General features: G+C 72.2%; 28 protein-coding genes, 1 tRNA gene and 1 other RNA gene. 19 read left to right on the forward strand and 11 right to left on the reverse strand.

All coding sequences use genetic code 11. The features are described from left to right. Nucleotides 1-131: 131 nt before the first annotated feature. The 3 genes from J3P44_RS05165 to J3P44_RS05175 all read left to right on the forward strand — a co-directional run bounded on the left by J3P44_RS05165 (nucleotide 132) and on the right by J3P44_RS05175 (nucleotide 1,615). Nucleotides 132-203: transfer RNA gene (locus tag J3P44_RS05165), tRNA-Val, on the forward strand. 122 nt (nucleotides 204-325) lie between these two features. After that, nucleotides 326-715 carry a hypothetical protein gene (locus tag J3P44_RS05170; protein ID WP_255889182.1) on the forward strand — a complete coding sequence of 130 codons (390 nt, stop codon included), beginning with the start codon at nucleotides 326-328 and terminating at the stop codon, nucleotides 713-715. 18 nt (nucleotides 716-733) lie between these two features. After that, complete coding sequence (locus tag J3P44_RS05175) at nucleotides 734-1,615, forward strand: serine/threonine-protein kinase (RefSeq protein WP_255889183.1); 882 nt, start codon at nucleotides 734-736, stop codon at nucleotides 1,613-1,615. A gap of 24 nt (nucleotides 1,616-1,639) precedes the next feature. On the opposite strand, the gene J3P44_RS05180 is transcribed toward J3P44_RS05175, so the two are convergent. Next, nucleotides 1,640-2,311, reverse strand: a complete 672-nt coding sequence (locus tag J3P44_RS05180) for a response regulator transcription factor (protein ID WP_255889184.1) — start codon at nucleotides 2,309-2,311, stop codon at nucleotides 1,640-1,642. Next, the gene (locus tag J3P44_RS05185; RefSeq protein WP_255889185.1) at nucleotides 2,296-3,657 is read right to left on the reverse strand and encodes a sensor histidine kinase; all 1,362 of its coding nucleotides are present in this window, start codon (nucleotides 3,655-3,657) and stop codon (nucleotides 2,296-2,298) included. The genes J3P44_RS05180 and J3P44_RS05185 overlap by 16 nt, the downstream gene beginning before the upstream one ends. Here J3P44_RS05185 and J3P44_RS05190 point away from each other — a divergent pair. From J3P44_RS05190 to J3P44_RS05210, 5 genes are all read left to right on the forward strand, one after another. After that, nucleotides 3,638-4,108: a hypothetical protein gene (locus J3P44_RS05190; protein WP_255889186.1), complete on the forward strand. Its 471-nt coding sequence runs from the start codon at nucleotides 3,638-3,640 to the stop codon at nucleotides 4,106-4,108. The genes J3P44_RS05185 and J3P44_RS05190 overlap by 20 nt on opposite strands. Before the next feature lie 173 nt (nucleotides 4,109-4,281). Continuing rightward, the gene (locus tag J3P44_RS05195) at nucleotides 4,282-5,868 is read left to right on the forward strand and encodes an AMP-binding protein (RefSeq protein WP_255889187.1); all 1,587 of its coding nucleotides are present in this window, start codon (nucleotides 4,282-4,284) and stop codon (nucleotides 5,866-5,868) included. 29 nt (nucleotides 5,869-5,897) lie between these two features. Continuing rightward, a complete protein-coding gene (locus J3P44_RS05200) occupies nucleotides 5,898-7,016 on the forward strand; it encodes a Nif3-like dinuclear metal center hexameric protein (protein ID WP_255889188.1) in 1,119 nt (372 codons plus the stop codon). A 19-nt stretch (nucleotides 7,017-7,035) separates the two neighbouring features. Further along, nucleotides 7,036-7,776: a zinc ribbon domain-containing protein gene (locus tag J3P44_RS05205; RefSeq protein WP_255889189.1), complete on the forward strand. Its 741-nt coding sequence runs from the start codon at nucleotides 7,036-7,038 to the stop codon at nucleotides 7,774-7,776. 13 nt (nucleotides 7,777-7,789) lie between these two features. After that, the gene (locus J3P44_RS05210) at nucleotides 7,790-8,884 is read left to right on the forward strand and encodes an FUSC family protein (RefSeq protein WP_255889190.1); all 1,095 of its coding nucleotides are present in this window, start codon (nucleotides 7,790-7,792) and stop codon (nucleotides 8,882-8,884) included. On the opposite strand, the gene yaaA is transcribed toward J3P44_RS05210, so the two are convergent. Beyond that, complete coding sequence (yaaA, locus tag J3P44_RS05215) at nucleotides 8,881-9,660, reverse strand: peroxide stress protein YaaA (protein WP_255889191.1); 780 nt, start codon at nucleotides 9,658-9,660, stop codon at nucleotides 8,881-8,883. The two genes, J3P44_RS05210 and yaaA, sit on opposite strands and share 4 nt — an antisense overlap. A gap of 76 nt (nucleotides 9,661-9,736) precedes the next feature. Between yaaA and J3P44_RS05220 the strand changes: the two genes are divergently transcribed. From J3P44_RS05220 to J3P44_RS05230, 3 genes are all read left to right on the forward strand, one after another. Continuing rightward, nucleotides 9,737-11,197, forward strand: a complete 1,461-nt coding sequence (locus J3P44_RS05220) for an RNB domain-containing ribonuclease (protein WP_255889192.1) — start codon at nucleotides 9,737-9,739, stop codon at nucleotides 11,195-11,197. A 64-nt stretch (nucleotides 11,198-11,261) separates the two neighbouring features. Further along, complete coding sequence (locus tag J3P44_RS05225; RefSeq protein WP_255889193.1) at nucleotides 11,262-12,017, forward strand: CDP-alcohol phosphatidyltransferase family protein; 756 nt, start codon at nucleotides 11,262-11,264, stop codon at nucleotides 12,015-12,017. Nucleotides 12,018-12,022: 5 nt separating this feature from the next. After that, nucleotides 12,023-12,388 carry a hypothetical protein gene (locus tag J3P44_RS05230; protein ID WP_255889194.1) on the forward strand — a complete coding sequence of 122 codons (366 nt, stop codon included), beginning with the start codon at nucleotides 12,023-12,025 and terminating at the stop codon, nucleotides 12,386-12,388. Here the strand turns inward: J3P44_RS05230 and J3P44_RS05235 are convergent. From J3P44_RS05235 to J3P44_RS05245, 3 genes are read right to left on the reverse strand one after another with little or no spacing between them, the layout of a single operon-like run. Further along, nucleotides 12,371-13,069 carry an anti-sigma factor family protein gene (locus tag J3P44_RS05235; protein WP_255889195.1) on the reverse strand — a complete coding sequence of 233 codons (699 nt, stop codon included), beginning with the start codon at nucleotides 13,067-13,069 and terminating at the stop codon, nucleotides 12,371-12,373. The genes J3P44_RS05230 and J3P44_RS05235 overlap by 18 nt on opposite strands. Continuing rightward, complete coding sequence (locus tag J3P44_RS05240; RefSeq protein WP_255889196.1) at nucleotides 13,066-13,584, reverse strand: sigma-70 family RNA polymerase sigma factor; 519 nt, start codon at nucleotides 13,582-13,584, stop codon at nucleotides 13,066-13,068. Before J3P44_RS05240 ends, J3P44_RS05235 begins: the two co-directional genes overlap by 4 nt. 44 nt (nucleotides 13,585-13,628) lie before the next feature. After that, nucleotides 13,629-15,257, reverse strand: a complete 1,629-nt coding sequence (locus J3P44_RS05245) for a sulfatase-like hydrolase/transferase (RefSeq protein WP_255889197.1) — start codon at nucleotides 15,255-15,257, stop codon at nucleotides 13,629-13,631. 127 nt (nucleotides 15,258-15,384) lie between these two features. Between J3P44_RS05245 and J3P44_RS05250 the strand changes: the two genes are divergently transcribed. From J3P44_RS05250 to J3P44_RS05275, 6 genes are all read left to right on the forward strand, one after another. Further along, a complete protein-coding gene (locus J3P44_RS05250) occupies nucleotides 15,385-16,395 on the forward strand; it encodes a zinc-dependent alcohol dehydrogenase (protein ID WP_255889198.1) in 1,011 nt (336 codons plus the stop codon). After that, nucleotides 16,383-16,778 (forward strand): 6-pyruvoyl trahydropterin synthase family protein, encoded by a 396-nt coding sequence (locus J3P44_RS05255; RefSeq protein ID WP_255889199.1) that lies wholly within the window; start codon nucleotides 16,383-16,385, stop codon nucleotides 16,776-16,778. The genes J3P44_RS05250 and J3P44_RS05255 overlap by 13 nt, the downstream gene beginning before the upstream one ends. Continuing rightward, nucleotides 16,751-17,833, forward strand: a complete 1,083-nt coding sequence (locus J3P44_RS05260) for a glycosyltransferase family 4 protein (protein ID WP_255889200.1) — start codon at nucleotides 16,751-16,753, stop codon at nucleotides 17,831-17,833. Before J3P44_RS05255 ends, J3P44_RS05260 begins: the two co-directional genes overlap by 28 nt. Further along, the gene (locus tag J3P44_RS05265; protein WP_255889201.1) at nucleotides 17,830-18,804 is read left to right on the forward strand and encodes a lysylphosphatidylglycerol synthase transmembrane domain-containing protein; all 975 of its coding nucleotides are present in this window, start codon (nucleotides 17,830-17,832) and stop codon (nucleotides 18,802-18,804) included. The genes J3P44_RS05260 and J3P44_RS05265 overlap by 4 nt, the downstream gene beginning before the upstream one ends. Beyond that, the gene (locus J3P44_RS05270; protein ID WP_255889202.1) at nucleotides 18,797-19,492 is read left to right on the forward strand and encodes a RibD family protein; all 696 of its coding nucleotides are present in this window, start codon (nucleotides 18,797-18,799) and stop codon (nucleotides 19,490-19,492) included. The genes J3P44_RS05265 and J3P44_RS05270 overlap by 8 nt, the downstream gene beginning before the upstream one ends. 67 nt (nucleotides 19,493-19,559) lie before the next feature. After that, entirely contained in the window at nucleotides 19,560-20,219 is a 660-nt protein-coding gene (locus J3P44_RS05275) for a GTP cyclohydrolase II (protein ID WP_255889203.1), read from the forward strand. On the opposite strand, the gene rnpB is transcribed toward J3P44_RS05275, so the two are convergent. Further along, nucleotides 20,220-20,599: RNase P RNA component class A (rnpB, locus tag J3P44_RS05280), an RNA gene on the reverse strand. It lies immediately after the preceding gene. Nucleotides 20,600-20,622: 23 nt separating this feature from the next. Next, complete coding sequence (gene map / locus J3P44_RS05285; RefSeq protein ID WP_255889204.1) at nucleotides 20,623-21,471, reverse strand: type I methionyl aminopeptidase; 849 nt, start codon at nucleotides 21,469-21,471, stop codon at nucleotides 20,623-20,625. A 23-nt stretch (nucleotides 21,472-21,494) separates the two neighbouring features. Between map and J3P44_RS05290 the strand changes: the two genes are divergently transcribed. Next, nucleotides 21,495-21,722 carry a hypothetical protein gene (locus tag J3P44_RS05290; RefSeq protein ID WP_255889205.1) on the forward strand — a complete coding sequence of 76 codons (228 nt, stop codon included), beginning with the start codon at nucleotides 21,495-21,497 and terminating at the stop codon, nucleotides 21,720-21,722. On the opposite strand, the gene J3P44_RS05295 is transcribed toward J3P44_RS05290, so the two are convergent. Then, entirely contained in the window at nucleotides 21,723-22,145 is a 423-nt protein-coding gene (locus J3P44_RS05295; RefSeq protein ID WP_255889206.1) for a histone H1-like repetitive region-containing protein, read from the reverse strand. 74 nt (nucleotides 22,146-22,219) lie between these two features. Here J3P44_RS05295 and J3P44_RS05300 point away from each other — a divergent pair, with 74 nt between their 5' ends. After that, nucleotides 22,220-22,498, forward strand: a complete 279-nt coding sequence (locus J3P44_RS05300) for a hypothetical protein (RefSeq protein WP_255889207.1) — start codon at nucleotides 22,220-22,222, stop codon at nucleotides 22,496-22,498. A gap of 50 nt (nucleotides 22,499-22,548) precedes the next feature. Here J3P44_RS05300 and panB read toward each other — a convergent pair whose 3' ends face one another. Beyond that, entirely contained in the window at nucleotides 22,549-23,406 is an 858-nt protein-coding gene (panB, locus tag J3P44_RS05305; protein ID WP_255889208.1) for a 3-methyl-2-oxobutanoate hydroxymethyltransferase, read from the reverse strand. A gap of 113 nt (nucleotides 23,407-23,519) precedes the next feature. After that, nucleotides 23,520-24,020: a hypothetical protein gene (locus tag J3P44_RS05310; protein WP_255889209.1), complete on the reverse strand. Its 501-nt coding sequence runs from the start codon at nucleotides 24,018-24,020 to the stop codon at nucleotides 23,520-23,522. Nucleotides 24,021-24,025: the final 5 nt, after the last annotated feature.

A 24,025-nucleotide genomic window follows, 5' to 3' on the forward strand; every position in this document is an offset into this window, starting at 1 on the left:
TTGAGCCGCTGGTGACCCGAGACGCCAGCGGCTCAACTCATTTCGCAGCGCGATGCAATTTTCGGCCCGGACCGGCCCGTCCCGTAGTCTGTGCCAGCCTCGTCGACACCCGTGGTGGTCAGGCGATGCGCGCGTCGGTAGCTCAGCGGTAGAGCACTCGGTTTACACCCGAGCGGTCGGCGGTTCGAAACCGTCCCGACGCACCCAGGTCCCGTGCAGCCTGCGCCTGCATGAGAGCCCTCTCATCGTCGCCTCACGGTCGGCTCACGCCGCCGCACCAGTCTTTCTCCCGTCCACCGGGCCACGTGCCCCGACGAGAGGAACCATGATGAAGAACCTCCTTCCCACCGCCCTGACGGGCGTCGCCGGTCTGACCGTGATCGGCCTGGTCGGCATGTCCTCGCCGATCGTCGCCTCGGCCGCCGACGAGGCTGCCAAGCGTGACGACGAGGCTCCGTCGCTGGTGCTGGTCGCCGACGACGATGACGACGACACCAACGACGACGAGAGCAACGACGACGACACCCGCTCGCGCACCGGTGCGAGTGCCAACACCTTCGACAACACGGCCAGCAACTTCACCGGTGTCAGCCGCGACCGCGACGTCAGCCGCGCCGACAAGACCCGCGACTGGACCCGGGACGGCGGCGACCGCACCCGGGACTGGTCGGCCAACCAGACCAACGACCGCAGCCGCAACGACACCCGCGGCTGAACCGGGAGGGGAGGGGACATGCGCACGCGGGACGACGTCTGGCACTTCGCGGAGGGCGACCTCCTCGCCCCGGGGCTGAGCACGCTGCGGCGTCTCGGCGGCGGCTCCGCCTACGAGGCGTGGCTGTGCTTCGACGAGGTGACCTGGTCGGCGGTCGTCGTCAAGGTGCTTCGTCCCTCCCAGGTCGAGGACGAGGCCTCCCTGCGCGGACTGCGCCGGGAGGTCCTGGCCCTCGACACGATCAACCACCCCGTCGTCGTCCGCTGCCTGCGCGACGGCCAGGACGGCGCCCGGCCTCACGTGGTGCTCGAGCACATCGACGGCCCGCGTCTCTCCAGCCTGATCCGCCGCCACGGGCGTCTGCAGGAGCAGCAGTACCTGCCGCTCGCCATCGACGTCGCGTCGGCGCTGCACTACCTGCGCCAGCTGGGTTGGACGCACCTGGACATCAAGCCGAGCAACGTGATCATGGGCGCCCCGGCGCGGCTGATCGACCTCTCCGTCGCCCGTCCCGAGGAGGACGCACGGCGGCTGAGGTACCCGATCGGCACAGACGCCTACATGGCTCCCGAGCAGTGCGCGCCGGGGGAGCAGGTGCCGTCGTACGCCTCCGACGTGTGGGGCCTGGGCGCCACGCTCTTCCACGCCGTCGCCGGCCACCGGCCGTTCGCCGACGGTGACCCCGACGCGGACGACGTACGACTGCGGTTCCCGCAGCTGGCGCAGGAGCCGGCACGGCTGCCCGACGGCGTGCCAGGGACGGTCGCGTCAGTGGTGGCGGCGTGCCTGCGACGCGACCCGGCCGACCGTCCGCGGCCGCACGAGGTCGCCGACGCGCTGGAGCCGGTCCTGGCCGGCCTGCCGCGGGGCTCGCTCGCCGGCTTCCGGATCAGGGGCTGACCCAGGTCCACGGCAGAGCCCGGCTCAGGCGTCGAGCCGGTAGCCGACCCCGCGGACCGTCGAGATCGCCGCTCCGCCGAGCTTGCGGCGGAGGTAGCCGACGTAGACGTCGACCACGTTGGAGCCCGGGTCGAAGTCGTAGCCCCACACCAGGTCGAGCAGCTGCTCCCTGGTCAGGACCTGGCCGGGGTTGAGCAGGAAGATCTCGGCCAGCGCGAACTCACGTGCCGACAGCTCGGAGTCGCCGTGCGGCCCCGAGATGCGGCGGGTACGCCGGTCCAGGCGCAGCCCGCCCACCACGAGGTCGTCGCCGCTGGCGGGGGCGTCGGCCGGGGCCAGGGCGCGCAGCCGCAACCGGATCCGCGCCATCAGCTCGGCGAACCGGAAGGGCTTGGGCATGTAGTCGTCGGCCCCGCTGTCGAGTGCGGTGACGGTGTCGGTGACCGAGTCACGTGCGGTCAGCACGATCACCGGCATCCGGCTGCCCTGGGAACGCAGCTGGTCGAGGACCTCGAACCCGTCCATCCCCGGCAGGCCGATGTCGAGCACCATCAGGTCGAAGCGACCCGACAGTGCCTCGTCGAGCCCGCTCGGCCCGTCGACGGCCACGGTCGGCTGGTGGCCCTCAGCGCGCAGGCCCTTGGCCACGAACGAGGCGATGCGCTGCTCGTCCTCAACGATCAGGATCTGGGCCACGTCGTCTCCTTCGCGCGATCGGGCAGGGTGATCTCCACATGCGCTCCTCGCGGTCGGGCGTCCTCGATGACGACCTCGCCGCCGTGAGCGTCCGCGATGGCCCGGACGATCGAGAGACCCAGGCCGAAGCCGTCGTCGCCGGGACGGACGCGGCCGCGGCCGAACCGCTCGAGCACGGCCTCGCGGTCGGCGGGGGCGATGCCGTCGCCGGTGTCGCGCACCCACAGCCGGATCCGGCCGCCCTCGCGGGCCGAGCCGATGGCGACCGTGTCGCCGGGGTCGGTGTGCTTGACCGCGTTGTCGGCGAGCTGGAGCACCGCTTGTGTGATCTTCTGCTCGTCCAGGACAGCGGTGCCCGCCGCGGTCTCGTCGAGCTGCCAGTCGCGCTCGCCCAGGGCTCGCGCCTTGGCGAGCAGCGACCGGGTGAGGTGGTCGAGGTCGACCTCGCCGGGGACGAGGAAGTCGGGGCGCCGGGTCTTGGCCAGCAGGATCAGGTCGCCGACCAGGCGGGACATCCGGTCGACCTCGTCGAGCAGGAGGTCGCGGGTCTCGGCCAGCTCGGCGGGGTCGCCGTGGTCGAGGAGCTCGAGGTGTCCGCGGAGCACGGTGAGGGGCGTCTTGAGCTCGTGGCCGGCGTCGTCGAGGAACTGGCGCTGAGCCGTGAAGCCGGAGTCCAGTCGCTCGAGCATCCCGTTGATCGTGCGGGTGAGCGCTGTGATGTCGTCGTTGCCCTGCTCGGGGATGCGACGCGACAGGTCGGTGGCGCCGATCTCGGCCGCGGTGCTGCGCAGTGCGGTCAGCGGCGCCAGCAGTCGCCCGGCCCGCCAGAGGGCGAGCAACGTGATGAAGCCCAGGAAGATGAGGGTGACGACGCCGTACGTCTGCATGGTCCGGTCGAGCTCGCTCCGCTCGTCGTCGGCGTAGTTGATAATCACGAGTGCACCGCCGGCCGTCGTGCTGCGGACGTCCTCGACGTTCACCCGGGTGACCCACACCTCGTGGTAGCGGGCGCTGTCGATGACCTCGGTGCCGCCGCGCCGGCTGAGCCGGTCGATGGCCTGCTGGTAGGCGGGGTCGTCGAGGATGGCCTGGCCGAACTGGTTCGGCGACGACTGGCGGGCCTGGCCGTCGACGTAGATCACCAGCATCTCGTCGTCGTCAGTGACGTTGCGCTCGAGGAAGAGCCGGAGGAGGCGCTCGACGTCCTCGAACGGCTCGCCCGTCTCGGGGTCGAGGCCCCCCTCCAGGACCCGGAACTCCTCGATCTCCTGATCGATCTGCTGGTTGAGGGTGCTGTCGATCCGCTGGGACTCCAAGACGTAGACGATGAGTCCCGCAGAGGCCATGGCGACGGCGGTGACGACCGCGATCGTGGCGGCGATGCGGGTGCGGACTGGGATCGGTCCCCAGCGCCACCGACGCCGGGCGCGCGCCGGGGGATCAGTCGTCGCCCCCATCGTCGCCCTCGCCGCCTTCGTCGTCATCCACGTCCTCGCTGGTGTCCTGGCCGGTGTCGTCGTCCTGGCCATCCTCTCCCGGATCGGCCTCGTCTCCGTCGCCCGCCTCGTCGAGCCCGTCGGTCGAGGTGAGCTCCCGCGGCTTCGGGGTGACAACGCTCGGGCCCGATCCGGGATCGTCCTCCTGGCGTGGCGAGGGCTCCGGTCGTGGCCGGTCGTGGCCCCCGCGCGCCCGGTCGTCGTCGACGTCACCCGTCCGGCCGATGATGACCGGACGGCTGCGGTCAGGCGGGGGCTCGTCGGACCAGCCGGCAAGGCCTACGGCGACCGCGACGAGTGACAGGGCCACGAGGGCGAGAAACGCCTTGGCCAGCAACGACATGGCGCCATCGTGGAAGCGGCACGTGTGCCGTCGATGAGTCCTGGATGAGAGGTCTCTCATGCGCCGCTCATCGACGTCCCGCCGCCGCCCACCGCAGCACGCGGGCGACCTCTCGTGACGGTGGGCGACGCGTGCCACAGTGGGCGCACCAGCAGATGGTCGAGATGGGAGCTGCCGTGATCGTCCCCTTCAGCGTCACCGACTTCATCGAGCGCGCCGCCGTCGTCTACGGCGAGCGCGTCGGCATCGTCGACGAGCCCGACCAGCCGGCCGAGTCGCTCGGCTCGCTCACCTACGCCGAGGCGTACGCGCTCTCGCGCCGGCAGGCGGCCCGGCTGGACGAGCTCGGCATCGAGGTCGGCGACCGGGTCGCGGTCATCAGCCACAACTCCGCGCGCCTGCTGACGTCGTTCTTCGGCGTGTGCGGCTCGGGCCGGGTGCTGGTGCCGATCAACTTCCGGCTGCGACCCGACGAGATCTCCTACATCGTCGCGCACTCGGGCGCCCGCGTGCTCTACGTCGACCCGGAGCTGGCCGGCTCGCTCGCCGAGATCGACGTCGAGCACACCTTCGTGCTCGGCGAGGACGAGTCGATGTTCGCCGCACCCGGCAGCGAGCCGCGCGAGTGGCAGCCGGACGAGAACGCGACGGCGACGATCAACTACACCTCGGGCACCACGGCGCGGCCCAAGGGCGTGCAGCTCACCCACCGCAACCTCTGGACCAACGCGCTGACCTTCGGCCTCCACGCCGGGGTGAGCGACCGCGACGTCTACCTGCACACCCTGCCGATGTTCCACGCCAACGGCTGGGGCATGCCGTTCACGATGGCGGGCATGGGGGTGCCGCAGGTCGTGCTGCGCAAGGTGGACGGCGCCGAGATCCTGCGCCGCGTCGAGCAGCACGGAGTGACGGTGATGTGCGCCGCGCCCGCCGTCGCGGCGGCCGTGCTGGAGGCGGCGCAGTCGTGGGAGGGCGAGATCCCCGGCCGCGACCGCGTCCGGATCATCATGGCGGGCGCGCCGCCTCCCACCCAGACCGTGGTGCGCGTGCAGGAGGACCTCGGCTGGGAGTTCATGCAGATCTACGGCCTCACGGAGACCTCGCCGCTGCTCACCGTCAACCGGACTCGGGCGGAGTGGGACGACCTGCCGGCGGAGGAGCGGGCCGCCAAGCTGGTCCGCGCCGGCGCGCCGGCCATCGGCGTACGCCTGCGCACCGACGACCAGGGCGAGGTGCTGGCACGGTCCAACGTCATCCTCGACGGCTACTGGGAGCGACCGGACGAGACGGAGAAGGCGCTCGTCGACGGCTGGTTCCACACCGGTGACGGCGGGGTCATCGGCGACGACGGCTACCTCACGATCAGTGACCGCAAGAAGGACGTCATCATCACCGGCGGCGAGAACGTCTCCTCCATCGAGGTCGAGGACGTGCTGTTCTCGCACCCGGCGGTCGCCGAGGTCGCGGTGATCGGCGTGCCGAGCGAGAAGTGGGGCGAGACCATCAAGGCCTTGGTCGTGCTGGCCGAGGGGGAGAGCGGCAGTCCTGAGATGGAGGCCGAGCTGATCGCCTGGTGCAAGGAGCACGCTGCGGGCTACAAGGCCCCGACGTCGGTCGAGTTCCGCGACGAGCTGGCGCGCACCGCGACCGGCAAGCTGCAGAAGTTCAAGCTGCGCCAGCCCTACTGGGAGGGCCAGGAGCGGCAGGTCAACTAGGCCGGGCGACATCGGGGATGATCAGAAGCATGCCAACGCTTGCGGACGTCGTCGACCTGCTGCACTCCTGGTATCCGCCGGCCACGGCCGACTCCTTCGACGCGGTCGGGTTGGTCGCGGGGGACCCGGAGGCGGAGGTGTCCCGGGTGATGTTCGCCGTCGACCCGACGATCGAGGTCGCCCGTGAGGCCGTGGAGTGGGGCGCCGACCTGCTTGTCGTGCACCACCCGCTGTTCCTCACGCCTGTGAGCTCCGTCGCGGCGACGACGCCCAAGGGGCGCACGCTGCACACGCTGACGGCCGGCGGGTGCGCCCTCCTGACCGCGCACACCAACGCCGACCAGGCGGAGTCGGGCGTCTCGGAGTCGCTGGCGCTCGCCCTCGGCCTGCGCGACCTCTCGCCGATCCGGACTGCCGCGTCGGGTGCCCTCGAGAAGATCGTGGTCTTCGCGCCGGTGGAGTCGGCCGACGCGGTGCGGGTCGCGCTGGCCGATGCGGGAGCCGGACGGCTGGGCGACTACGACTCCTGCTCCTGGTCGACGACCGGTGAGGGCCGGTTCCGCCCGCTCGACGGCGCCTCGCCCGCGATCGGGCAGGTGGGCGAGCTCGAGGTCGTCGAGGAGGTGCGCGTCGAGGTGGTCGTGCCGCGCGGACGGCGTACGGCGGTGGTGCGGGCACTGCTGGCCGCCCACCCCTACGAGGAGCCGGCCTTCGACGTGGTCCCGCTCGCCGACCCGGGTCTCGCGCAGACCGGCACCGGCAGGATCGGCACCGTGGACGAGACCACCCTGGAGCGGTTCGCGGCACACGTCGCGGGAGTGCTGCCCGCCACGGCACACGGCGTCCGGGTGGCCGGCGAACCGGACCGCCCGGTGCGGCGGGTCGCCGTGTGCGGCGGAGCCGGTGACTTCCTCCTCGACGAGCTCGTCCGCAGCGACGTCGACGTCTTCCTCACCAGCGACCTGCGCCACCACCGGGCGGGGGAGTTCCTCGAGCACGGAGGCCCGGCCCTGGTCGACGTGGCGCACTGGGCGGCGGAGTGGACCTGGCTCCCGGTGGTGGAGGGTCGGGTGCGAGCGGAGATGGGCGATAGGGTCGACACCCGGGTCAGCACGCTGTGCACCGACCCGTGGAAGTTCCGTCACTGAAAGTCCCCCAGGAGAGCTGTTGAAGGCCGATCCCACCCACCAGCTCACGCTCCTCGACGTCGCGGAGCTCGACTCGCGTGCCGCCCAGCTGCGCCACCAGCGATCCCACCTGCCCGAGCTGACCGAGATCGCGGCGCTCGAGAATGAGCGCACCGAGCTCACCGACCGGGTCCGCGACGCACGCATCGTCGTCGACGACCTCACCGTCGAGCAGGCCAAGGCCGACCGCGAGGTCGAGCAGGTCAGGACCCGTCGCGAGCGCGACCGGACCCGCATGGACACCGGCCTGATCACCAACCCCAAGGACCTCGAGCGGATGCAGCACGAGCTCGTCTCCCTCGAGCGGCGCATCTCGACCCTGGAGGACGCCGAGCTCGAGGTGATGGAGGCGCTCGAGGAGGCCCAGCAGGTGCTCGACGGCCTCGGCATCCGCGCCGACGACATCGACGCGCGGCTGGGCGAGCTGGTGTCGCTCCGCGACGACAAGCAGGCCGCGATCGACGCCTCGCTCGCCGAGGTCTCAGACGCCCGCGAGAGCGCCGTCAAGGGGATGCCCGACGACCTGATGGCGCTCTACGAGAGGCTCCGCGAGCAGAAGGGCATCGGGGCGTCGCTGCTGCGCGCGCGCCAGTGCGGCGGCTGCAACATGAGCCTCGACTCCTCCGAGCTCTCGCGCATCCGGTCCGCGCCGAAGGACGAGGTCATCCGGTGCGAGGAGTGCCAGCGCATCCTGGTGCGCACCGACGAGTCGGGACTCTGAGAGCCGGCACCACATGCGACTGCCCGACGCGGAGCTGATGGCGGCGCGCGGTCGTACGTCGCTGCGCGCCCGGGTCGGTCGACTCCGCGCGAAGGGCTGGGTCATCGGCCAGTGCGCGATCGCGGCAGGCGTCGCCTGGTGGCTGGCCGCCGACGTCTTCGAGCACCACCTGCCCTTCTTCGCGCCGATCGCGGCTGTCGTGTCGCTCGGCATGTCCTACGGCCAGCGGCAGCGCCGCGTCGCCGAGGTCACCGTGGGCGTCGCGCTGGGTGTGCTGCTCGGCGACGTCACCACCCACCTCATCGGGTCGGGCGGCTTCCAGATCGCGTTGATCGTCGCTGCCGGCATGTCCATCGCCCTGCTGCTCGACGCGGGACAGCTGCTGATCATCCAGGCGGCCGTCCAGGGGATCGTGGTCGCCGCGCTGGCCCCGGCTCCGGGGGACGCCTTCCTGCGCTGGACCGACGCCCTGATCGGCGGTGCCGTGGCGCTCGTGGCCGCGACCGTGGTGCCCCGGGCACCGCTGCGAAAGCCGCGCGACCAGGCCGCCGTCGTCGTGCGCAAGATCGCCGAGCTGCTGCGCTCGGCCGCGGACCGACTCGGAGACGGTGACATCGACCTCGCGCTCGCCGCCCTGCGCGACGCCCGGTCCACCGACGTGCTCATCGCCGAGCTGCGGGCCGCATCGGAGGAGGGCCTCTCGGTCGTGAGCTCCTCGCCGTTCCGCCGACGGCACGGCGAGGACCAGCGCCGGCTCGCCGACCTCGTCGAGCCCCTCGACGTGGCGCTGCGCAACACCCGCGTCGTCGTCCGCAGGGTGGCGGTGGCGTGCTACCGCCGCGAGCCGGTGCCGGCGTCGTACGCGTCCTTGATGCGGGACCTCGCCGTGCTGTCGGAGCGGGTCGCCCGGGAGCTGGTGGCTGACCGGATGGCCACCGTCGTCGTCGACGACCTGATCGCGCTGGGCCGGGCCACTGCAGCCGTGGAGCACAGCGACGACCTGTCCGCCGAGGTGATCCTCGCGCAGGTGCGCTCGATCATCGCCGACCTGCTGGCGCTGTGCGGGATGGATCCGCTCGAGGCGACCGACGTGATCCCGCTGCGCTAGACCTCGCTCACGACGACGTCGAGCTGGGTGCCCTTCGGCGTCGGCGCGCCGACCTCGACGGTCCAGCCGAGGCGGACGAGGGTCTGGGCGAGCGCCTTCGGGGTGCGCGGGTCCGCGCCGTCCTCCAGCAGGGCTCGGACGATGCGGCCCTTGGTGGCCTTGTTGAAGTGGCTCACGACGGTGCGCCTGCCGCCCGACTCGTGGAGGACGCGCACGGTCGTGACCCGGCGGGCCGTGTCCGGTGTGGGCCTCCAGAAGGCGGCGTACGTGCTGGACCGGAGGTCCACGAGCAGCCCCTGGCGCATCGCGTCGGTGATCGCCTCGCCCAGCACCTCCCGCCACGCGCCGGCGACCGAGCCGACGCCCGGGAGGACGGCGTCACCGGAGAGCCGGTAGGCGGGGATCCGGTCGCCGGGCCGGAGCAGTCCGAACAGGGCGCTGGTCACTGCGACGCGAGTGGTGGCGCGGCGCCTGGCCGCGGGGGAGAGGGTCGCCAGGTCCAGTGCGTCGTAGAGGACGCCGGTGTAGATCGCGTCCGCACGGGCGGTCGGCGCGGAGTCGAGGGACGCGTTGCGCTGCACGAGGTCGCGCTGTGCTGGGCCGAGGCCGAGCACTGCAGCCGCCTTGTCGGCGTCGTCACGGCACAGGGAGGTGAGTGCCTCCAGCAACGTCGTACGGGTCGCGGTCAGCGAGGGTGAGGCAAGCGAGGAGAGGTCGAGGGGCTTGCCCCGTCGGGGAGCGGTCTTGCCCTCGCTGGGCGGCAGCAGGATCAGCACGCGCACAGGGTAGGTGCGCGTCCGACCCTTGTCGTCGCGGGTCCGGGATTCGACGGCTCCCGGTTAGGGTCGGGACATGCCCAGCAATCGTGTGGTGAAGGTCCGACCGAGCGGGGACAGCGTGTCTGCGCAGCAGATGCGGGACGGCATCGCGGCGATCCAGGCCGAGCTGAAGGTCTCGCCGGCCTTCCCCGATGCGGTCGAGCAGGCTGCGGCCGAGGCGGCCGCAAACCCACGGCTCCCCGACCTGGACCGCACGGACATCGAGCTCGTCACGATCGACCCGGAGTCGGCCCGCGACCTCGACCAGGCGATGCACATCGAGCGCGACCCCCAGAACCCAGGTGGCTACGTCGTCCACTACGCGATCGCCGACGTGGCGGCGTTCGTGACGGCCGGGGACGCCGTCGACGTCGAGGCCCACCGGCGCGGAGAGACGCTCTACGGCGCCGACTCCAAGGTCCCGCTGCACCCGCCCGTGCTCAGCGAGGGCGCGGCGTCGCTGCTCCCCGACGAGGTCCGGCCCGCCCTGCTGTGGACCATCAAGGTCGACGGGACGGGCGAGGGCACGGACGTCGACGTCGAGCGGGCGCTGGTGAAGTCGCGCGCCAAGCTGTCCTACGAGGGTGTCCAGGCCGACCTCGACGCCGACCGTGCCAGCGAGCTGATCGGACTGCTCAAGGAGGTCGGCGAGCTGCGGCTGGCACGTGAGGCCGCGCGGGGCGGGGTGTCGCTTCCGCTGCCCGAGCAGGAGCTCGTGGAGGACGAGGCGGGCCACTGGCGGCTGGAGTTCCGCCGGCTGACGGCGGTCGAGACCTGGAACGCGCAGATCTCGCTGCTGACCGGCATGGCCGCGGCCTCGCTGATGGTCTACGCCCGCGTCGGCGTCCTGCGCACCCTGCCGCCGGCAGATCCACGCGACGTCAAGCGGCTGCACCGCACCGCACGGGCGCTGGGGATCGAGTGGCCGGCCGAGCAGCTCTACCCCGACTTCATCCGGACGCTCGACCCCTCCAGGCCGACGCACGCGGCGATGGTCGTCGCGTGCACCCGGCTGCTGCGCGGCGCCGGCTACGTCACGTTCAACGGCGAGCTCCCCGAGCTGGCGCAGCACTCGGCGCTCGCCTCCGAGTACGCCCACGTCACTGCGCCGCTGCGCCGCCTGGCCGACCGCTACGCCGGCGAGATCTGCGTGGCGCTGTGCGCCGGCACCGACGTGCCCGACTGGGTGATCGCCGCGATGTCGCAGCTGCCCGACACCATGACCGACTCCGGTCGGCGCGCCAACCAGTACGAGAACGCCGTCGTCGACCTCTGCGAGGCGGAGCTGCTCGCCGAGCGGGTCGGTGACACCTTCGCCGCCGTCGTGGTCGAGCTCGACGACAAGGACAAGAAGAGGGGCGACATCACCATCCGCGAGCCCGCCATCGAGGCGTCGGTGACGGGCGAGCAGGACCTGCCGCTCGGCGAGGAGGTCACGGTGGAGCTGGTGCAGGCCGACCCGGCGTCGCGGGCGGTGGCGTTCCGCCTGGCGTGAGCGCCGCCCGCCGCCGGTGAACCCCACGCCTGGGCGGTGCGTACTCCCCGGCGAGGAGGTCCTTGTGGTCGGTGTCCGTCTCGGTCTGGTGACCGGTCTGGTGAGCGTGGTCGTCCTGCTCGCCGTCCTCGGCATGGCCCCCGGCGTCGGCCGGGTGGGCTGGATCGTCGGACTGGCCTGCGCGTGCGTGCTCGCCGGGTCCGCCGCGTGCAGGGCCGGGGTCGACCGGGTGATGACGCTGGGCCCTGCCGACCTGGTCACCCTGACGCGGGCCGTGCTCGCCTGCGGCGTCGCGGCCCTCGCGGCCGAGTCGCTGGTCACCGACACCGAGGTCGGCGGCACCCTGGTGCCGCTGGCAGTGGTGGCGCTCGCCCTCGACTTCGTCGACGGCCGGGTGGCTCGGCGCACGGGCACCGCATCGGCGTACGGCGCCCGGCTGGACGGGGAGGCCGATGCCTTCCTGATCCTCGTGCTCAGCGTCCACGTCGCCAGCTCGGCCGGCAGCTGGGTGCTGGCCATGGGGGTCGTGCGCTACGCCTACGCGGTAGCCACGTGGGTGCTGCCGTGGATGCAGCAGCCGCTGCCCCCGCGCTACTGGCGCAAGGTCGTCGCGGCCTTCGTCGGGACGGTCCTCGTCGTGGCGGCCTCCGGCTCCGCGCCGGACCCCGTGACGTACGCCGCGCTGGTTGCGGCCGGACTGCTGCTCGCCGAGTCGTTCGGCTGGGACGTCGTGTGGCTCTGGCGACGGCGCCCGACCCGGATGAACCGAACCGCCGGACGCCCCGTTCTCCCTGGCAAGGCCCTCGATCGAAGCAGGTGACAGACATGCGTGTGGTTGCAGCAGTCTCGGTGCTCGTGTCCGCAGCGGTGCACCTCTACCTCTGGCTGGACTTCGCCCGCGACGACGACTTCCTCGGACCCTCGTTCATGCTCAACGCCGTCGGCGGCGCGGTGATCGCCGTGCTGCTCCTGGTGTGGCGGCACTGGGTGCCGCCCTTCCTCGCGGTGGGCTTCGGCCTCTCCACGCTGCTCGCCTTCGTGCTGGCCACGACGGTCGGCCTGTTCGGAGTCACGGCGAGCTGGACCGGCTGGGCGGTGTGGGTCGCGGCCGTCTCCGAGGTCGTCGCGGCGGTGGCAGGGGCGATCCTGCTCGTCGCGGACAACCCGCTCCGCTCACGCGTCGAGTCGTAGGACGACGCGGCCGTCGGTCGTCCGGACCTCCACGTCAGCGATGTCGTCGCGACCGACGGAGGTGGCGGCGGGCACCTCCATGGTGGTGCCGTCGACGGAGCGCCAGCTGCCCACCTGCTCCGTACGCCCGTCCTCCGTGGTGACGAACAGCAGGTAGTCGACCTTGCCGGGCAGCTCGACGTCGACCCACTCGCGGTCGTAGGTGCAGGTGATCAGCAACCGGGTGCCCCAGGTGACCGCCTCCAGGCCCAGGGTGGCCTGGATCGGCACCTCGCCGACGGGCCTCATCGCCCGGGTCTCCACCACGGCCGAGCTGCTCGTGCCCGGTCCGCTGACGGGCGGAGCGTCGTCGCCCCTGGTCAGGACCACCGGCACGGCGAGGGCTGCGACCGCGGCCGCGGCAGCGAGGCCGGCGAACACGGCCGTGCGCCGCCGACGGCGGTCCTCGACGGCACGGTTGAGCGCGGGCAGGAGGGTGGAGGGCAGGGGCGGGTCGTCCGGCGGGTTCTCGAGCACGCTCGCGTCGATCCGGTCCAGGAGCCCGGGCATGCCGGCCAGTGAGCGGACCGACCGCGTGCACGCGTCGCACGTCTCGAGGTGCCGCTCGAACTCGAGGCGTTCGGCGGGGCTGAGGGCGCCGAGCACGTAGGCCGCGTCGTCGTGGGCGAAGTCGCAGCTCATCCGGTCACCCCCATCTCCTCCAGGGCGAGCCGGAGCGCGCGCAGGGCGTAGTGGGTGCGGGACTTCACGGTGCCCGGGGGGATGCCGAGGCGGCGCGCCACGTCGGCGACCGACCGCCCGCGGTAGTAGCACTCGAGCAGCACGATCCTGTGGTCCTCGGACAGGTGCGTGAGCGCCTCGGCCACCATCCAGGAGAGCAGCAGCTGGTCGCTCGCGTCGTCCTCCGCCGAGCGTCGTGGCTCGGGGACCTCCTCGACCGGGGACTCCGGTCGGGCACGGCGGCTGCGCCAGTCGTCGATCACGATGTTGCGGGCCACGGTGAACAACCAGGAGCGCACGGCTGCCGGTGAGCTCTCGAGGATGGTGCGGTGGCGCCAGGCGCGCAGCAGCGTCTCCTGGGTGACGTCCTCGGCGTGGGAGCGGTCGTTGCCGACCAGGCGCAGGCAGAAGCGCCAGAGCACGTCGGCGTGCTCGTCGTGCACCCGTCGCATCTGCGCGACCTCGTCCTTCGGCACCTCACTCCTCCTGCCCGGGGAGACGCCCGGCGACTCCGAACGGTTCACCGCGTGCTCGCTCGGGTGCTCACAGTCTTGCCCTCCGGGCCGAATGCCGCGAGGAACTCGTCGCGGAACGCGTCCATCCGCCAGACCGGCGCCTCGTCCGAGGGTCGGAGGCCGTCGTCCCACCCCCACCCGCTGATCAGGTCCATGACGGCCGGGTCGGCCGCGATCACCGTCACCGGCACGTCGTGTCCCGAGTCCTCTCCGGACACGATGGTCGCCGGCTGGTGGTCGCCCAGCATGACGACCACGAGGTCCTCGTCGCTGGTGCTCGACAGGAACCAGAAGACGGACTGCAGCGAGTAGGCGATCGACCCGGCGTACGCCGCGCGCACCCGGGACGGGTCGGGCCAGATGTCGGCCTCGGAGGGCAGGGTCTCGGGCATCCCGTCGAAGACCGATCCGTCGCCCACGCTCTCTTGTGCGACGAGGCGTGGGGTGCGTGACCACGGGGCGTGGCTGCTGATCAGGTCGATCTCGGCCATGACCGGCACGCGGTCGCGTGGCTCGAGCTCGAGCCGCCGGAACGCGTCGAGGGTGAACTGGTCGGGCATGGTCGGGTAGCCGAAGCGTGGCCCCCGGTAGCCGATGTTGCGCGAGTCGTAGACGTGGTCATAGTTGTAGAACTCCCCCTGCGGCCAGGCGCGGGTGTTGGCAGGGACGGCCGCGACGGTGCGCCAACCGGCCCGCCCGAACAGGCTCGAGAGGGTCTCGCGAGGCGTCGTGACGAGGTGGTCGTAGCGCTGCTGGGTGTCGACCCACAGGCCCGCGTGCAGCGTGGCGTGCGCGAGCCAGCTCAGCGCTCCGAAGGTCGACGAGGTCAGCCAGCCGCTTCGGGCGCTGAAGCCCGTACGCGTTAGCTCGCGCGCGCCGTCCTCGAGGGCGACGTCGACAGCGGGCGAGAGGCCCGGGTCGTCGAGCGCGACGCGTCCATAGCTCTCGACGAACACGAACACGACGTCCTTGCCCCGCAGGGCGGTGAGCAGCTGGTCGGCGGGCTGGTCGCGCATCGGGTCGGATTCCGCCGCGGCGACGAACTCGCGCTGGTCGCGCAGCTGCGACGGCACGCGCGCGACCTGCCCGTAGACGTACGACGCCGTGTCCCGCGACGCCACGGGGAGGGTGCCGGGACGCACCCCGAGCAGGCTCAGAGCCAGCCAGAGGGGCAGGAGCACGGAGACCAGGCGCACAGTCGCGGTCCGGTGGCGCAGGGCGGCGCCAGAGACACGTACGACGGCGCGCGGCACCAGCACGAGAGCGGCGAGGAGGGCTGCGGCTGCGCCTGCCAGGAGCAGGACCCCGAGCGGTCCCTCAGCGGCACCCCGCACCGTCTCCACGAGGGAGCCGGCGTAGCGCCAGTCGATCATCGGGTCGAACGGCCGGTTCAGCGCCTGGAAGAAGCCCACGTCGAGCAGCTTGGACATCGTGACGACGCCCAGCAGCGTGCCGGCGGTGACGACCAGCAGCCGGCGGAGGCGTACGAAGCGCTCCGGCAGGACGAGCACCACCGCGAGCAGGACGAGCAGCTCGAGCGGCAGCCGCAGGAGGGCGGTCGGTGTCATCTCCTCGAGCCGGTTGGGCGACGTGAGCGCGACCGCCACGAGGGTGAGCGACAGTAGGGTCAGCACGACCGACCAGGCCCGGCGTTGAACCGACGGCACACCCACTCCGTTCATCCCGGCGTACAGGGAGCATCAGGAGAGGGAACGGAGCACGGTCCCTCCTGGTTCACACCGAACGAGCAGAGGTGGACGAGTGCGAGGAGAGGCCCGGGCCTTCTGGCTCAGGGAACCGGGGGTCGGCGAGATCCGAGACGTCTCGCTGCCGCCGCCGGGGCCCGAGGACGTCGTCGTGCGGACTTTGCGCTCGGCCATCAGCCGGGGGACCGAGAGCCTGGTCTTCGGCGGTCACGTGCCGGTCGACCAGCGCAGCGCGATGCGGGCGCCCTTCCAGGACGGCGAGTTCCCGGGACCGGTGAAGTACGGCTACCTCAACGTCGGTCTCGTGGAGCACGGCCCCGACACGTTGCGCGGCCGCAACGTGTTCTGCCTGCACCCGCACCAGACGGCGTACGTCGTTCCGTCCTCGGCAGTCGTCCCCGTGCCGGACGGGGTGCCCGTGGCACGAGCGGTGCTGGCCGGCATCGTGGAGACGGCGGTCAACGCGCTGTGGGACGCGCCGCCTCTGGTGGGCGACCGCGTGGCGGTCGTCGGGGCGGGGGTGCTCGGGTGCTCCGTGGCCCGGCTGGCCGCGCGAGTTCCCGGCACGACGGTGACCCTGGTCGACATCGACCCGTCACGCGCGTCCGTTGCGGCCGCGCTCGGCGTGGACTTCGCGCTGCCCCAGGACGCGGAGGGCGGGTGCGACCTGGTGGTGCACACCAGCGCCACCTCAGCCGGCCTCCAACGCTCTCTGGAGCTGCTCGCGCCGGAGGGCACGGTGCTCGAGCTCAGCTGGTACGGCGACCAGCCCACGACGCTCTCGCTCGGCGGCAGCTTCCACGTGGGACGGCTGACCCTGAGGGGGAGCCAGGTGGGCCGCGTGTCCCCGGCGCGCCGCGACAGCCGGACGACCTCGCAACGCCTCGCGCTCGCGCTGCGGCTGCTGCGGGACGTGGCGTTCGACAGCCTGCTGACGGGGGAGTCGGCCTTCGAGTCGCTGCCCGAGGTGATGCCCCGGCTGGTCTCGCGCGAGCTGCCCGCCTTGTGCCACGGCGTGACCTACGGCCCGCTCGACGAGGAGGAGGAGGTCCCGTGTTCGGCGTGACGGTCCGCGACCACATGATGGTCGCCCACAGCTTCCGGGGCGAGGTGTTCGGACCCGCCCAGCGGCTGCACGGCGCCACGTTCGTCGTGGACGCGACGTTCCGCGGGGACGTCCTCGACGAGGACGGGATCCTCGTCGACATCGCCCAGGCGACCGACGCGCTGAGGGCCGTCGTCTCCGAGCTGTCCTACCGCAACCTCGACGAGGAGCCGATCTTCGCCGGGACCAACACGACGACCGAGGTGCTGGCGCGCCACGTGGCCGACCGACTGGCCGAGCAGGTGGCGGCCGGTGCGCTCGGGCCCGCGCCGGGACTCAGCGGGCTCGTGGTCACGCTGCACGAGTCCCACGTCGCGTGGGCGAGCTACGAGCGATCGCTGTGACGCCCGGGATGCTGCACGTGGTCGTGCCGGGAGGATCCGACGACCCGGCACGGGCGAGCGGCGGCAACACCTACGACCGCGAGCTGTGCTCCGCACTGGCGCGACAGGGCCGGCCGGTCGACGTGATCGAGGTCGAGGGCGGCTGGCCGTGGTCCGCCGACCTGGGGTCATGTGGCCTCGCGCGGGCTCTGCGCCGGCTCCCGGACGGCGCGACCGTGCTCGTCGACGGGCTGCTCGCCTCACGGCTGCCCTCGGTGATGGTGCCCGAGGGTGGACGGCTGCGGATCGTGCTGCTCATGCACCTGCCGGCCGGCGTCGACGACGAGGCCGCCCGACCGGACGAGCGCCGCGTGGTGGCCGCCGCCGCCTCCGTCCTGACGCCCAGCGCCTGGTGCCGGGACTGGCTGGTGGGGGAGTACGACGTCGAGCCCGGGCGCGTGCACGTCGCCCACCCGGGCGTCGAGCGTGCAGCCGTGGCCGCGGGCTCGCCGGGCGGCACGTCCCTGCTGACGGTCGGGACGGTCAGCACCGTGAAGGGGCACGACCACCTCGTGGCGGCCCTCGCGCACCTGCGCGACCTCTCCTGGACCTGGAGCGCCGTCGGCTCGACGTCGGTCGAGCCGGACTTCGCGGCAGCCGTGCAGGTCACCGCCGCGGGACTCGCGATCGACGACCGCTGCCGGTTCCCCGGGCCGCTGGCAGGGGACGCGCTGCAGTCGGCGTACTCCGCCGCCGACCTGCTGGTGGTGCCCAGCCGCGCAGAGACCTACGGCATGGTCGTCACGGAGGCACTGGCCCACGGGCTGCCGGTCGTCGCCCACGACGTCGGCGGGGTGCGCGAGGCCATCGGCGAGACGGCGAACGGTGCCGTGCCGGGCATCGTGGTGCGTCCGGGCGACCGCGCCGAGCTGGCGGCGGCGCTGAGGTCGTGGCTCTCGGACACCTCGCTGCGCTCGCGCCTGCGCGCCGCGGCACTCGAACGACGATCGCAGCTGGCCGGATGGTCGGTCACCGCCGAGCTCGTGGGATCCGTCGTACGGGACGTGGCGGCATGAGCGCCTCTTCCGTGGCGAGCTCCGCGGCGAGTTCCGTGGCGAGGTGGCGCTGGCTGGTCGGCGCGCTGGTGCTCGCCCTCGTGGTCTGGCAGGTGGGGAGCGAGTCCGTGGTGGCAGGACTGCGTGCCCTCGACGCGGGGGTGGTCGCGCTCGGGCTGGGCGTCACCCTGGTCACGACCGCTGCCTGCGCCTGGCGCTGGCAGCTCGTCGCACGCGAGCTGGGGGTCGCCATCGAGCTGCCCACGGCCGTTGCGGCGTGCTACCGCGCCCAGCTCCTCAACACGGTCCTGCCCGGCGGCGTGCTCGGTGACGTGCACCGCGGGCTGGTGCACGGACGCTCGACCGGGGAGACCGGACGGGCCCTGCGGGCGGTCGGCTGGGAGCGGTTCGCCGGGCAGGTGGTGCAGGCGCTCCTCGCTCTCGTCGTCCTGCTTCTGCTCCCGTCCCCGGTCCGGGCGGCGCTCCCGTGGGCGCTCGCCGTAGTCGTGATGGCGGTGATCGGCGTCGTGCTCCTGGTGCGACACACCCCGGAGCGTCCGACCTGGTGGAGCCGCGTGGCACGCGTCGTGCGCGACGACATCACGCTCGCGCTCCTCGTACGCCGGTCCTGGCCCGGGATCGTCGTGGCCTCGGTCGTCGCGGTGGCCGGGCACCTGACGACGTACGTCGTGGCTGCGCGGGCAGTGGGCGTCTCCGCACCGGTCACGACGCTGGTGCCGCTCGCCGTGGTGGTGCTGGTCGTCGCCGCAGTGCCGCTGAACCTGGCCGGGTGGGGACCGCGCGAGGGCATCGCCGCGTGGGTGTTCGCGGCCGCCGGCCTCGGTGCGGGCACCGGTGTGGCGACCGCCGTGGCCTACGGCGCGATCGTGCTGGTCGCCAACCTCCCGGGCGTCGTCGTGCTCCTCCGCGCTCGCGGGCCGGAGCGGGCCCGGGTGATCCACGTCGAGGCAGGAGGACGGGCCCGTGCCTGAGCGCCCCTACACGATCCTGAGCTGCAGCATCTCGCTCGATGGCTACCTCGGCGGCGCGACCGAGGAGCGGCTGGTCCTGTCCAACGACGCGGACCTCGACCGCGTCGACCGGGTGCGCGCCGAGTGCGACGCCATCCTCGTCGGCGCCGGGACGGTCCGCGACGACAACCCCCGGCTGCTCGTCCGAGACCCCGCGCTGCGTGAGCGCCGGCGGGCGCGCGGGCTGCCGGAGTCGCCGGCGAAGGTGACCATGACGCGGCACGCGCACCTCGACGCGGCCAGCAACTTCTTCGCCACCGGTGACAGCGAGAAGATCGTCTACTGCACGAGCGCCTCGGTCGCCGCGGCGCGCAGCCGGCTGGCGCGGGTCGCGACCGTCGTGGACGGCGGCCAGCAGGTGGAGGTCGGCCGGCTGACCGAGGACCTCTACGACCGCGGCGTGCGGCGGCTGATGGTCGAGGGGGGAGGCCGGGTGCACACGCAGTTCCTCACCTCCGCGGCGGCCGACGAGCTCCACCTCGTCGTCGCCCCCTTCTTCGTCGGCACCTCGCAGGCCCGCAGGTTCGTGGGGGACGGCGCGTTCCCGTGGAACCCCGGGCACCGGGCCCGCCTGGCGGAGACACGACAGATCGGTGACGTGGTGCTGCTGCGCTACGCCCTCTCGACCCGATTCGAGGAGACCGCATGAACACCCCACGAAACTGCGGGCTTCCCCCGCTGCGCTCCTCCAGCCCACACTTCCGCGGGGACCCCGCATGAGCGTCGAACGCCTCCCTGACCAGCCGGTCGCGGCCACCATCCGCCGTCACGTGGGGCTGCCCATGCGTACGCCCGACGGGTCCTCCGTGCCGGCCCGGATGTTCACCTTCGAGGGCCTGGTGGACGGGCGCGAGCACGTCGCGGTGAGCCTGGGTGACTGGTCGCTGGAGGACGCCCGCCGGCGCGCGCGGACCCCGCTGGTGCGGCTGCACAGCGAGTGCCTGACCGGTGACGTGCTGGGCAGCGCCCGCTGCGACTGCGGACCGCAGCTGCAGGAGGCGGTCACCCGCATCGCCGCAGAGGGTGGCTACCTGCTCTACCTTCGCCAGGAGGGCCGTGACATCGGCCTCTACAACAAGATCGACGCCTACGCCCTGCAGGAGCAGGGACTCGACACCTACGAGGCCAACCGCGCCCTCGGGTTCGCGGAGGACCAGCGCGACTACACGGTCGCCGTGCAGATGCTGCGCGCCCTCGGCGTCGACCGGCTGCGCCTGCTGTCCAACAACCCCGACAAGGCCGCCCAGCTCGAGGACGCCGGCATCCGGGTCGAGCAGCACGTGCACACGGGACTGCACGTCGGCCCGGGCAACGTCGACTACCTGGCCGCCAAGGCCCGGCACGGTGGCCATGTGCTGCACCTGCCGGGTGTCTGAGGAGTGGGCCGGCCTGTAGGCCGGGTTCTGTCCCTCACCTGAGACATGCTCAGGCGCGGGGGCGGCCATCCATCTGCGACGACCGTTGCCGGCCGCCTGGTGCGATCTACCCGGATGCTCGGGCGGGCCGCCCTCGAACGCATCCTGTCTGATCTTGCTCCGGGTGGGGTTTGCCTAGCTGCGCCAGTCGCCTGGCGCACTGGTGGTCTCTTGCACCACCGTTTCACCCTTACCGCTCCGTGAGGAGCGGCGGTCTGTTCTCTGTGGCACTGTCCCGCGGGTTTCCCCGGGTGGCTGTTGGCCACCACCCTGCCCTGTGGAGCCCGGACCTTCCTCGACCCGCCACCTTCGTGTCGGACCGCGGCCGCCCGGCCGACCCACTCACCCACGATCCTAGCGGGGATCAGGGGTGGGTGAGGACCTCGGCGCCGTCCTCGGTGACCAGCAGGGTGTGCTCGAACTGCGCGGAGCGACGGCGGTCCTTGGTCACGACGGTCCAGCCGTCGTCCCACATGTCGTAGTCGGGGGTGCCGAGGTTGAGCATCGGCTCGATGGTGAACGTCATCCCGACGCGGATCTCGTCGTCGAAGCGCTCGTCGTCGTAGTGGGGGATGATCAGCCCGGAGTGGAACGCGGTGCCGATGCCGTGGCCGGTGAAGTCGCGTACGACGCCGTAGCCGAAGCGCCGCGCGTAGGCCTCGATCACCCGGCCGATGATGTTGACCCGCCGGCCCGGCTTGACCGCCTTGATCGCCCGGTCGAGGGACTCCTTCGTCCGCTCGACGAGCAGGCGCGACTCCTCGTCGACGTCGCCGGCGAGGAAGGTGGCGTTGGTGTCGCCGTGGACGCCGCCGATGAAGGCGGTGATGTCGATGTTGACGATGTCGCCGTCCTCCACGACGCGGGAGTCGGGGATGCCGTGGCAGATCACCTCGTTGACGCTGGAGCACAGCGACTTCGGGAAGCCGCGGTAGCCCAGTGTCGAGGGGTAGGCCCCGTGGTCGCACAGGAACTCGTGCCCGATCCGGTCGAGCTCGTCGGTGGTCACTCCCGGCACGACGTGCGCGCCGACGAGCTCGCGGGCCTGGGCGGCCAGGCGGCCGGCGATCCGCATCCTCTCGATGGTCTCGGCGTCCTTGACCTCCTCGCCCGCGAAGCGCTCCGGGGCGGGCTGGTCGACGTACTCGGGACGGGCGATGTGCGCGGGCACGACGCGACGCGGCGAGATGACGGCAGGGGCTACGGCAGACACGTGGGCGAGTGTAGTTTCGGGCCATGAGCGAGAACGAATACTGGTTCTGCCTGACTCACCACACCGTCGAGGGCCACGACGGTTGCAAGAACGCCGACCGCCTCGGCCCCTACCCATCGTCGGAGGAGGCCTCCCGAGCCCTGGAGAAGGTCCGGGAGCGCAACGAGGCCTGGGACAACGACCCCGCCTGGAACGACGACGACGCTCCCGACCCCGGGGACGGGATCACCCCAGGCACGCCGGACCACTGATCACTTCTTCTTCTTGCCCTTGAGGGGTGAGGCCGACTGAGCGAGGTCGGCAGCAGCGCGCACGCTCTTCAGCGCCCGCTTGGTGCCCTTGTCCAAGGTCTTGGTGACCTCGGAGATCGCATGCGTGCCGGCCTCGATCGCATGGCTGCCGGCCTCGACGGCTCGCTCGGCAGGCGAGCGCTTGGCAGCCTTGGTCGGCTTCGGGACGGCGGCCTGCGGTGCCGGCGCGGCCTTCTTGGCAGGAGCCGTCTTCTTCGCAGCGGTCTTCTTGGCTGGGGTCTTCTTGGCTGGGGTCTTCTTGGTCGTCGACTTCTTCGCCGTTGTCTTCTTCGCAGCTGACTTCTTGGCTGCGGTCTTCTTGGCGGGGGCCTTCTTGGCTGCGGTCTTCTTCGCTGCCGTCTTCTTGACCGGGGTCTCGCTCACAGCTCACTCCTCGCTTCGTCGGAAGCCTGATCCTGCCGCGCGCCGGTCGCGTTGTCACCGACTAGCGTGTCGGCGTGCACCAGCGTCGCGTCCGAGAGCCCCTGTCGCCCTGGCCGTTCGTCGGCCTGGTGGGCCTGGCGTGCGTGGCCTTCCTGATCGGCGCGACTCCGGTGGCGGTGGGCGCGCCGTGGTGGGCGATCACGCTGCTCGCGCTCGTGTGGGTGGCGGCGCTGCTGCTCGCCATCGGCTGGTTCGGCACCCGGCCCAAGGTGGTCGCCCTGCTCCCGCTGCTCGTGGCGCTCGTGTGGGTCGCGAGCGTCGTGGGTGGCGCGAGGTTCCTCGACTGGGCGTGACCCGGTCGGCGGGTCAGGCCAGCGGGTCAGGCCGGCGGGTCAGGCAGGGGTCAGAAAGTGTGGTCGGGTCCGGGGAAGGTGCCGCCGCGCACGTCGTCCGCGTACGCCTTGGCCGCCTCGAGCAGCACACCGTGCACGTCGGCGTACTGCTTGACGAAGCGGGCCATCCTGCCGGTGCGCAGCCCGAAGGCGTCCTGCCACACCAGCACCTGGCCGTCGCAGCCCGCGCCGGCGCCGATGCCGATCGTCGGGATGGTCAGCTCCTTGCTGATCTGCTCGGCGACGTCACCGGGCACCATCTCCATGACGACGGCGAAGGCACCGGCCTCCTCGACGGCGTGCGCGTCGGCGACGATCCGCTCGCTCGCGTCGCCGCGGCCCTGGACGCGGTAGCCGCCGAGGGCGTGCTCGGACTGGGGGGTGAAGCCGATATGGGCCATCACCGGGATGCCGCCGCGGGTGCACTTCTCGATGACGGGTGCCATCTCGGCGCCGCCTTCCAGCTTGACGCAGTGGGCACCCGCCTCCTTCATGAACCGGACGGCCGTGAGGTAGCCCTGCTCGGGCGAGGCCTGATAGCTGCCGAAGGGGAGGTCGCCGACGACCATGGCCCGCTTGACCGACCGCGCCACCGCGCGCGTGAGGGGGAGCAGCTCGTCGACAGTGACGGGCAGCGAGGTCTCGTTGCCGAAGACGTTGTTGGAGGCCGAGTCACCCACCAGGAGGAGGTCGATGCCGGCCTCGTCGAAGGTGGCCGCGGTGTACATGTCGTACGCCGTGAGCATGGTGATCTTCTCGCCGCGCTCCTTCATCTCCCGCAGATGATGGGTGCGCACTCGCTTGACCGGGGCCGCCGGGGCCGCCGGGCCGGAGCCGTAGGGGGCGGTCTCTTCGGGCTGTGAAGACATGGGTAGCTCCTCGTCATCTCGCAGCTCCCTGATGGAGTCCACGGACCACTCGTCAGGCTAGTCCGGAGGAGGGCGAACGACGGTGTGGCGATGGTCACCCCGGCGTGCGGGGTTCACGGCAGCAGGGTGGTGGCGGGAGCCAGGCCCTGCTCCTGGACGTAGTCCTCGTCGTCGCCGGCGTAGCGCTTGCAGGGCCCGCTGAAGCTGACCTTCCACGCCCCCTGGCCGCGGGCGGCCGAGGGCTGGAAGTCCAGGTCGACCTCACCGCGGCGCACGCTCACGTGCCCGTCGACCTGGGTGCCGTCCTCGAAGCCGGCGTCGGTCAGCGCCGTGCGAAGGGCGTCGAGCTGTGCGGCGCCGTCACCTTCCGGCGCGACCAGCGTCCCGCCCCCGGAGTAGGTGTGCCCGACCCCGCCCGGGCAGGAGCTCCACCCGCCGCCGATCTCGACCTCGGTGGCGCCGAGCGCCTGCTCGGCGAGGGGGACGGCCTCGGAGACCGCGTCGACCACCTGCTTCTCCCGATCCCGCGCGGACACGTCGTCGGAGCCCAGGCTGCAGGACGAGACGCCGACGACGAGGGCGACCAGCGTGAGGACGGTCAGCGTGGCGCGCATGGCAG

Origin of the sequence: Nocardioides astragali, from assembly GCF_024436375.1 — a bacterium.
GTDB lineage: Bacteria > Actinomycetota > Actinomycetes > Propionibacteriales > Nocardioidaceae > Nocardioides > Nocardioides astragali.

What these genes read in the sequence shown, in the direction of transcription:
- J3P44_RS05265 (WP_255889201.1), top strand. Translation starts at nt 17,830, where the DNA reads ATGAGCGCCTCTTCCGTGGCGAGCTCCGCGGCGAGTTCCGTGGCGAGG.
- panB (WP_255889208.1), bottom strand. Translation starts at nt 23,406, where the DNA reads ATGTCTTCACAGCCCGAAGAGACCGCCCCCTACGGCTCCGGCCCGGCG.
- J3P44_RS05175 (WP_255889183.1), top strand. Translation starts at nt 734, where the DNA reads ATGCGCACGCGGGACGACGTCTGGCACTTCGCGGAGGGCGACCTCCTC.
- J3P44_RS05220 (WP_255889192.1), top strand. Translation starts at nt 9,737, where the DNA reads ATGCCCAGCAATCGTGTGGTGAAGGTCCGACCGAGCGGGGACAGCGTG.
- J3P44_RS05170 (WP_255889182.1), top strand. Translation starts at nt 326, where the DNA reads ATGATGAAGAACCTCCTTCCCACCGCCCTGACGGGCGTCGCCGGTCTG.
- J3P44_RS05210 (WP_255889190.1), top strand. Translation starts at nt 7,790, where the DNA reads ATGCGACTGCCCGACGCGGAGCTGATGGCGGCGCGCGGTCGTACGTCG.
- J3P44_RS05290 (WP_255889205.1), top strand. Translation starts at nt 21,495, where the DNA reads ATGAGCGAGAACGAATACTGGTTCTGCCTGACTCACCACACCGTCGAG.
- J3P44_RS05275 (WP_255889203.1), top strand. Translation starts at nt 19,560, where the DNA reads ATGAGCGTCGAACGCCTCCCTGACCAGCCGGTCGCGGCCACCATCCGC.
- J3P44_RS05200 (WP_255889188.1), top strand. Translation starts at nt 5,898, where the DNA reads ATGCCAACGCTTGCGGACGTCGTCGACCTGCTGCACTCCTGGTATCCG.
- J3P44_RS05230 (WP_255889194.1), top strand. Translation starts at nt 12,023, where the DNA reads ATGCGTGTGGTTGCAGCAGTCTCGGTGCTCGTGTCCGCAGCGGTGCAC.
- J3P44_RS05190 (WP_255889186.1), top strand. Translation starts at nt 3,638, where the DNA reads ATGAGTCCCGCAGAGGCCATGGCGACGGCGGTGACGACCGCGATCGTG.
- J3P44_RS05235 (WP_255889195.1), bottom strand. Translation starts at nt 13,069, where the DNA reads ATGAGCTGCGACTTCGCCCACGACGACGCGGCCTACGTGCTCGGCGCC.
- J3P44_RS05185 (WP_255889185.1), bottom strand. Translation starts at nt 3,657, where the DNA reads ATGGCCTCTGCGGGACTCATCGTCTACGTCTTGGAGTCCCAGCGGATC.
- J3P44_RS05310 (WP_255889209.1), bottom strand. Translation starts at nt 24,020, where the DNA reads ATGCGCGCCACGCTGACCGTCCTCACGCTGGTCGCCCTCGTCGTCGGC.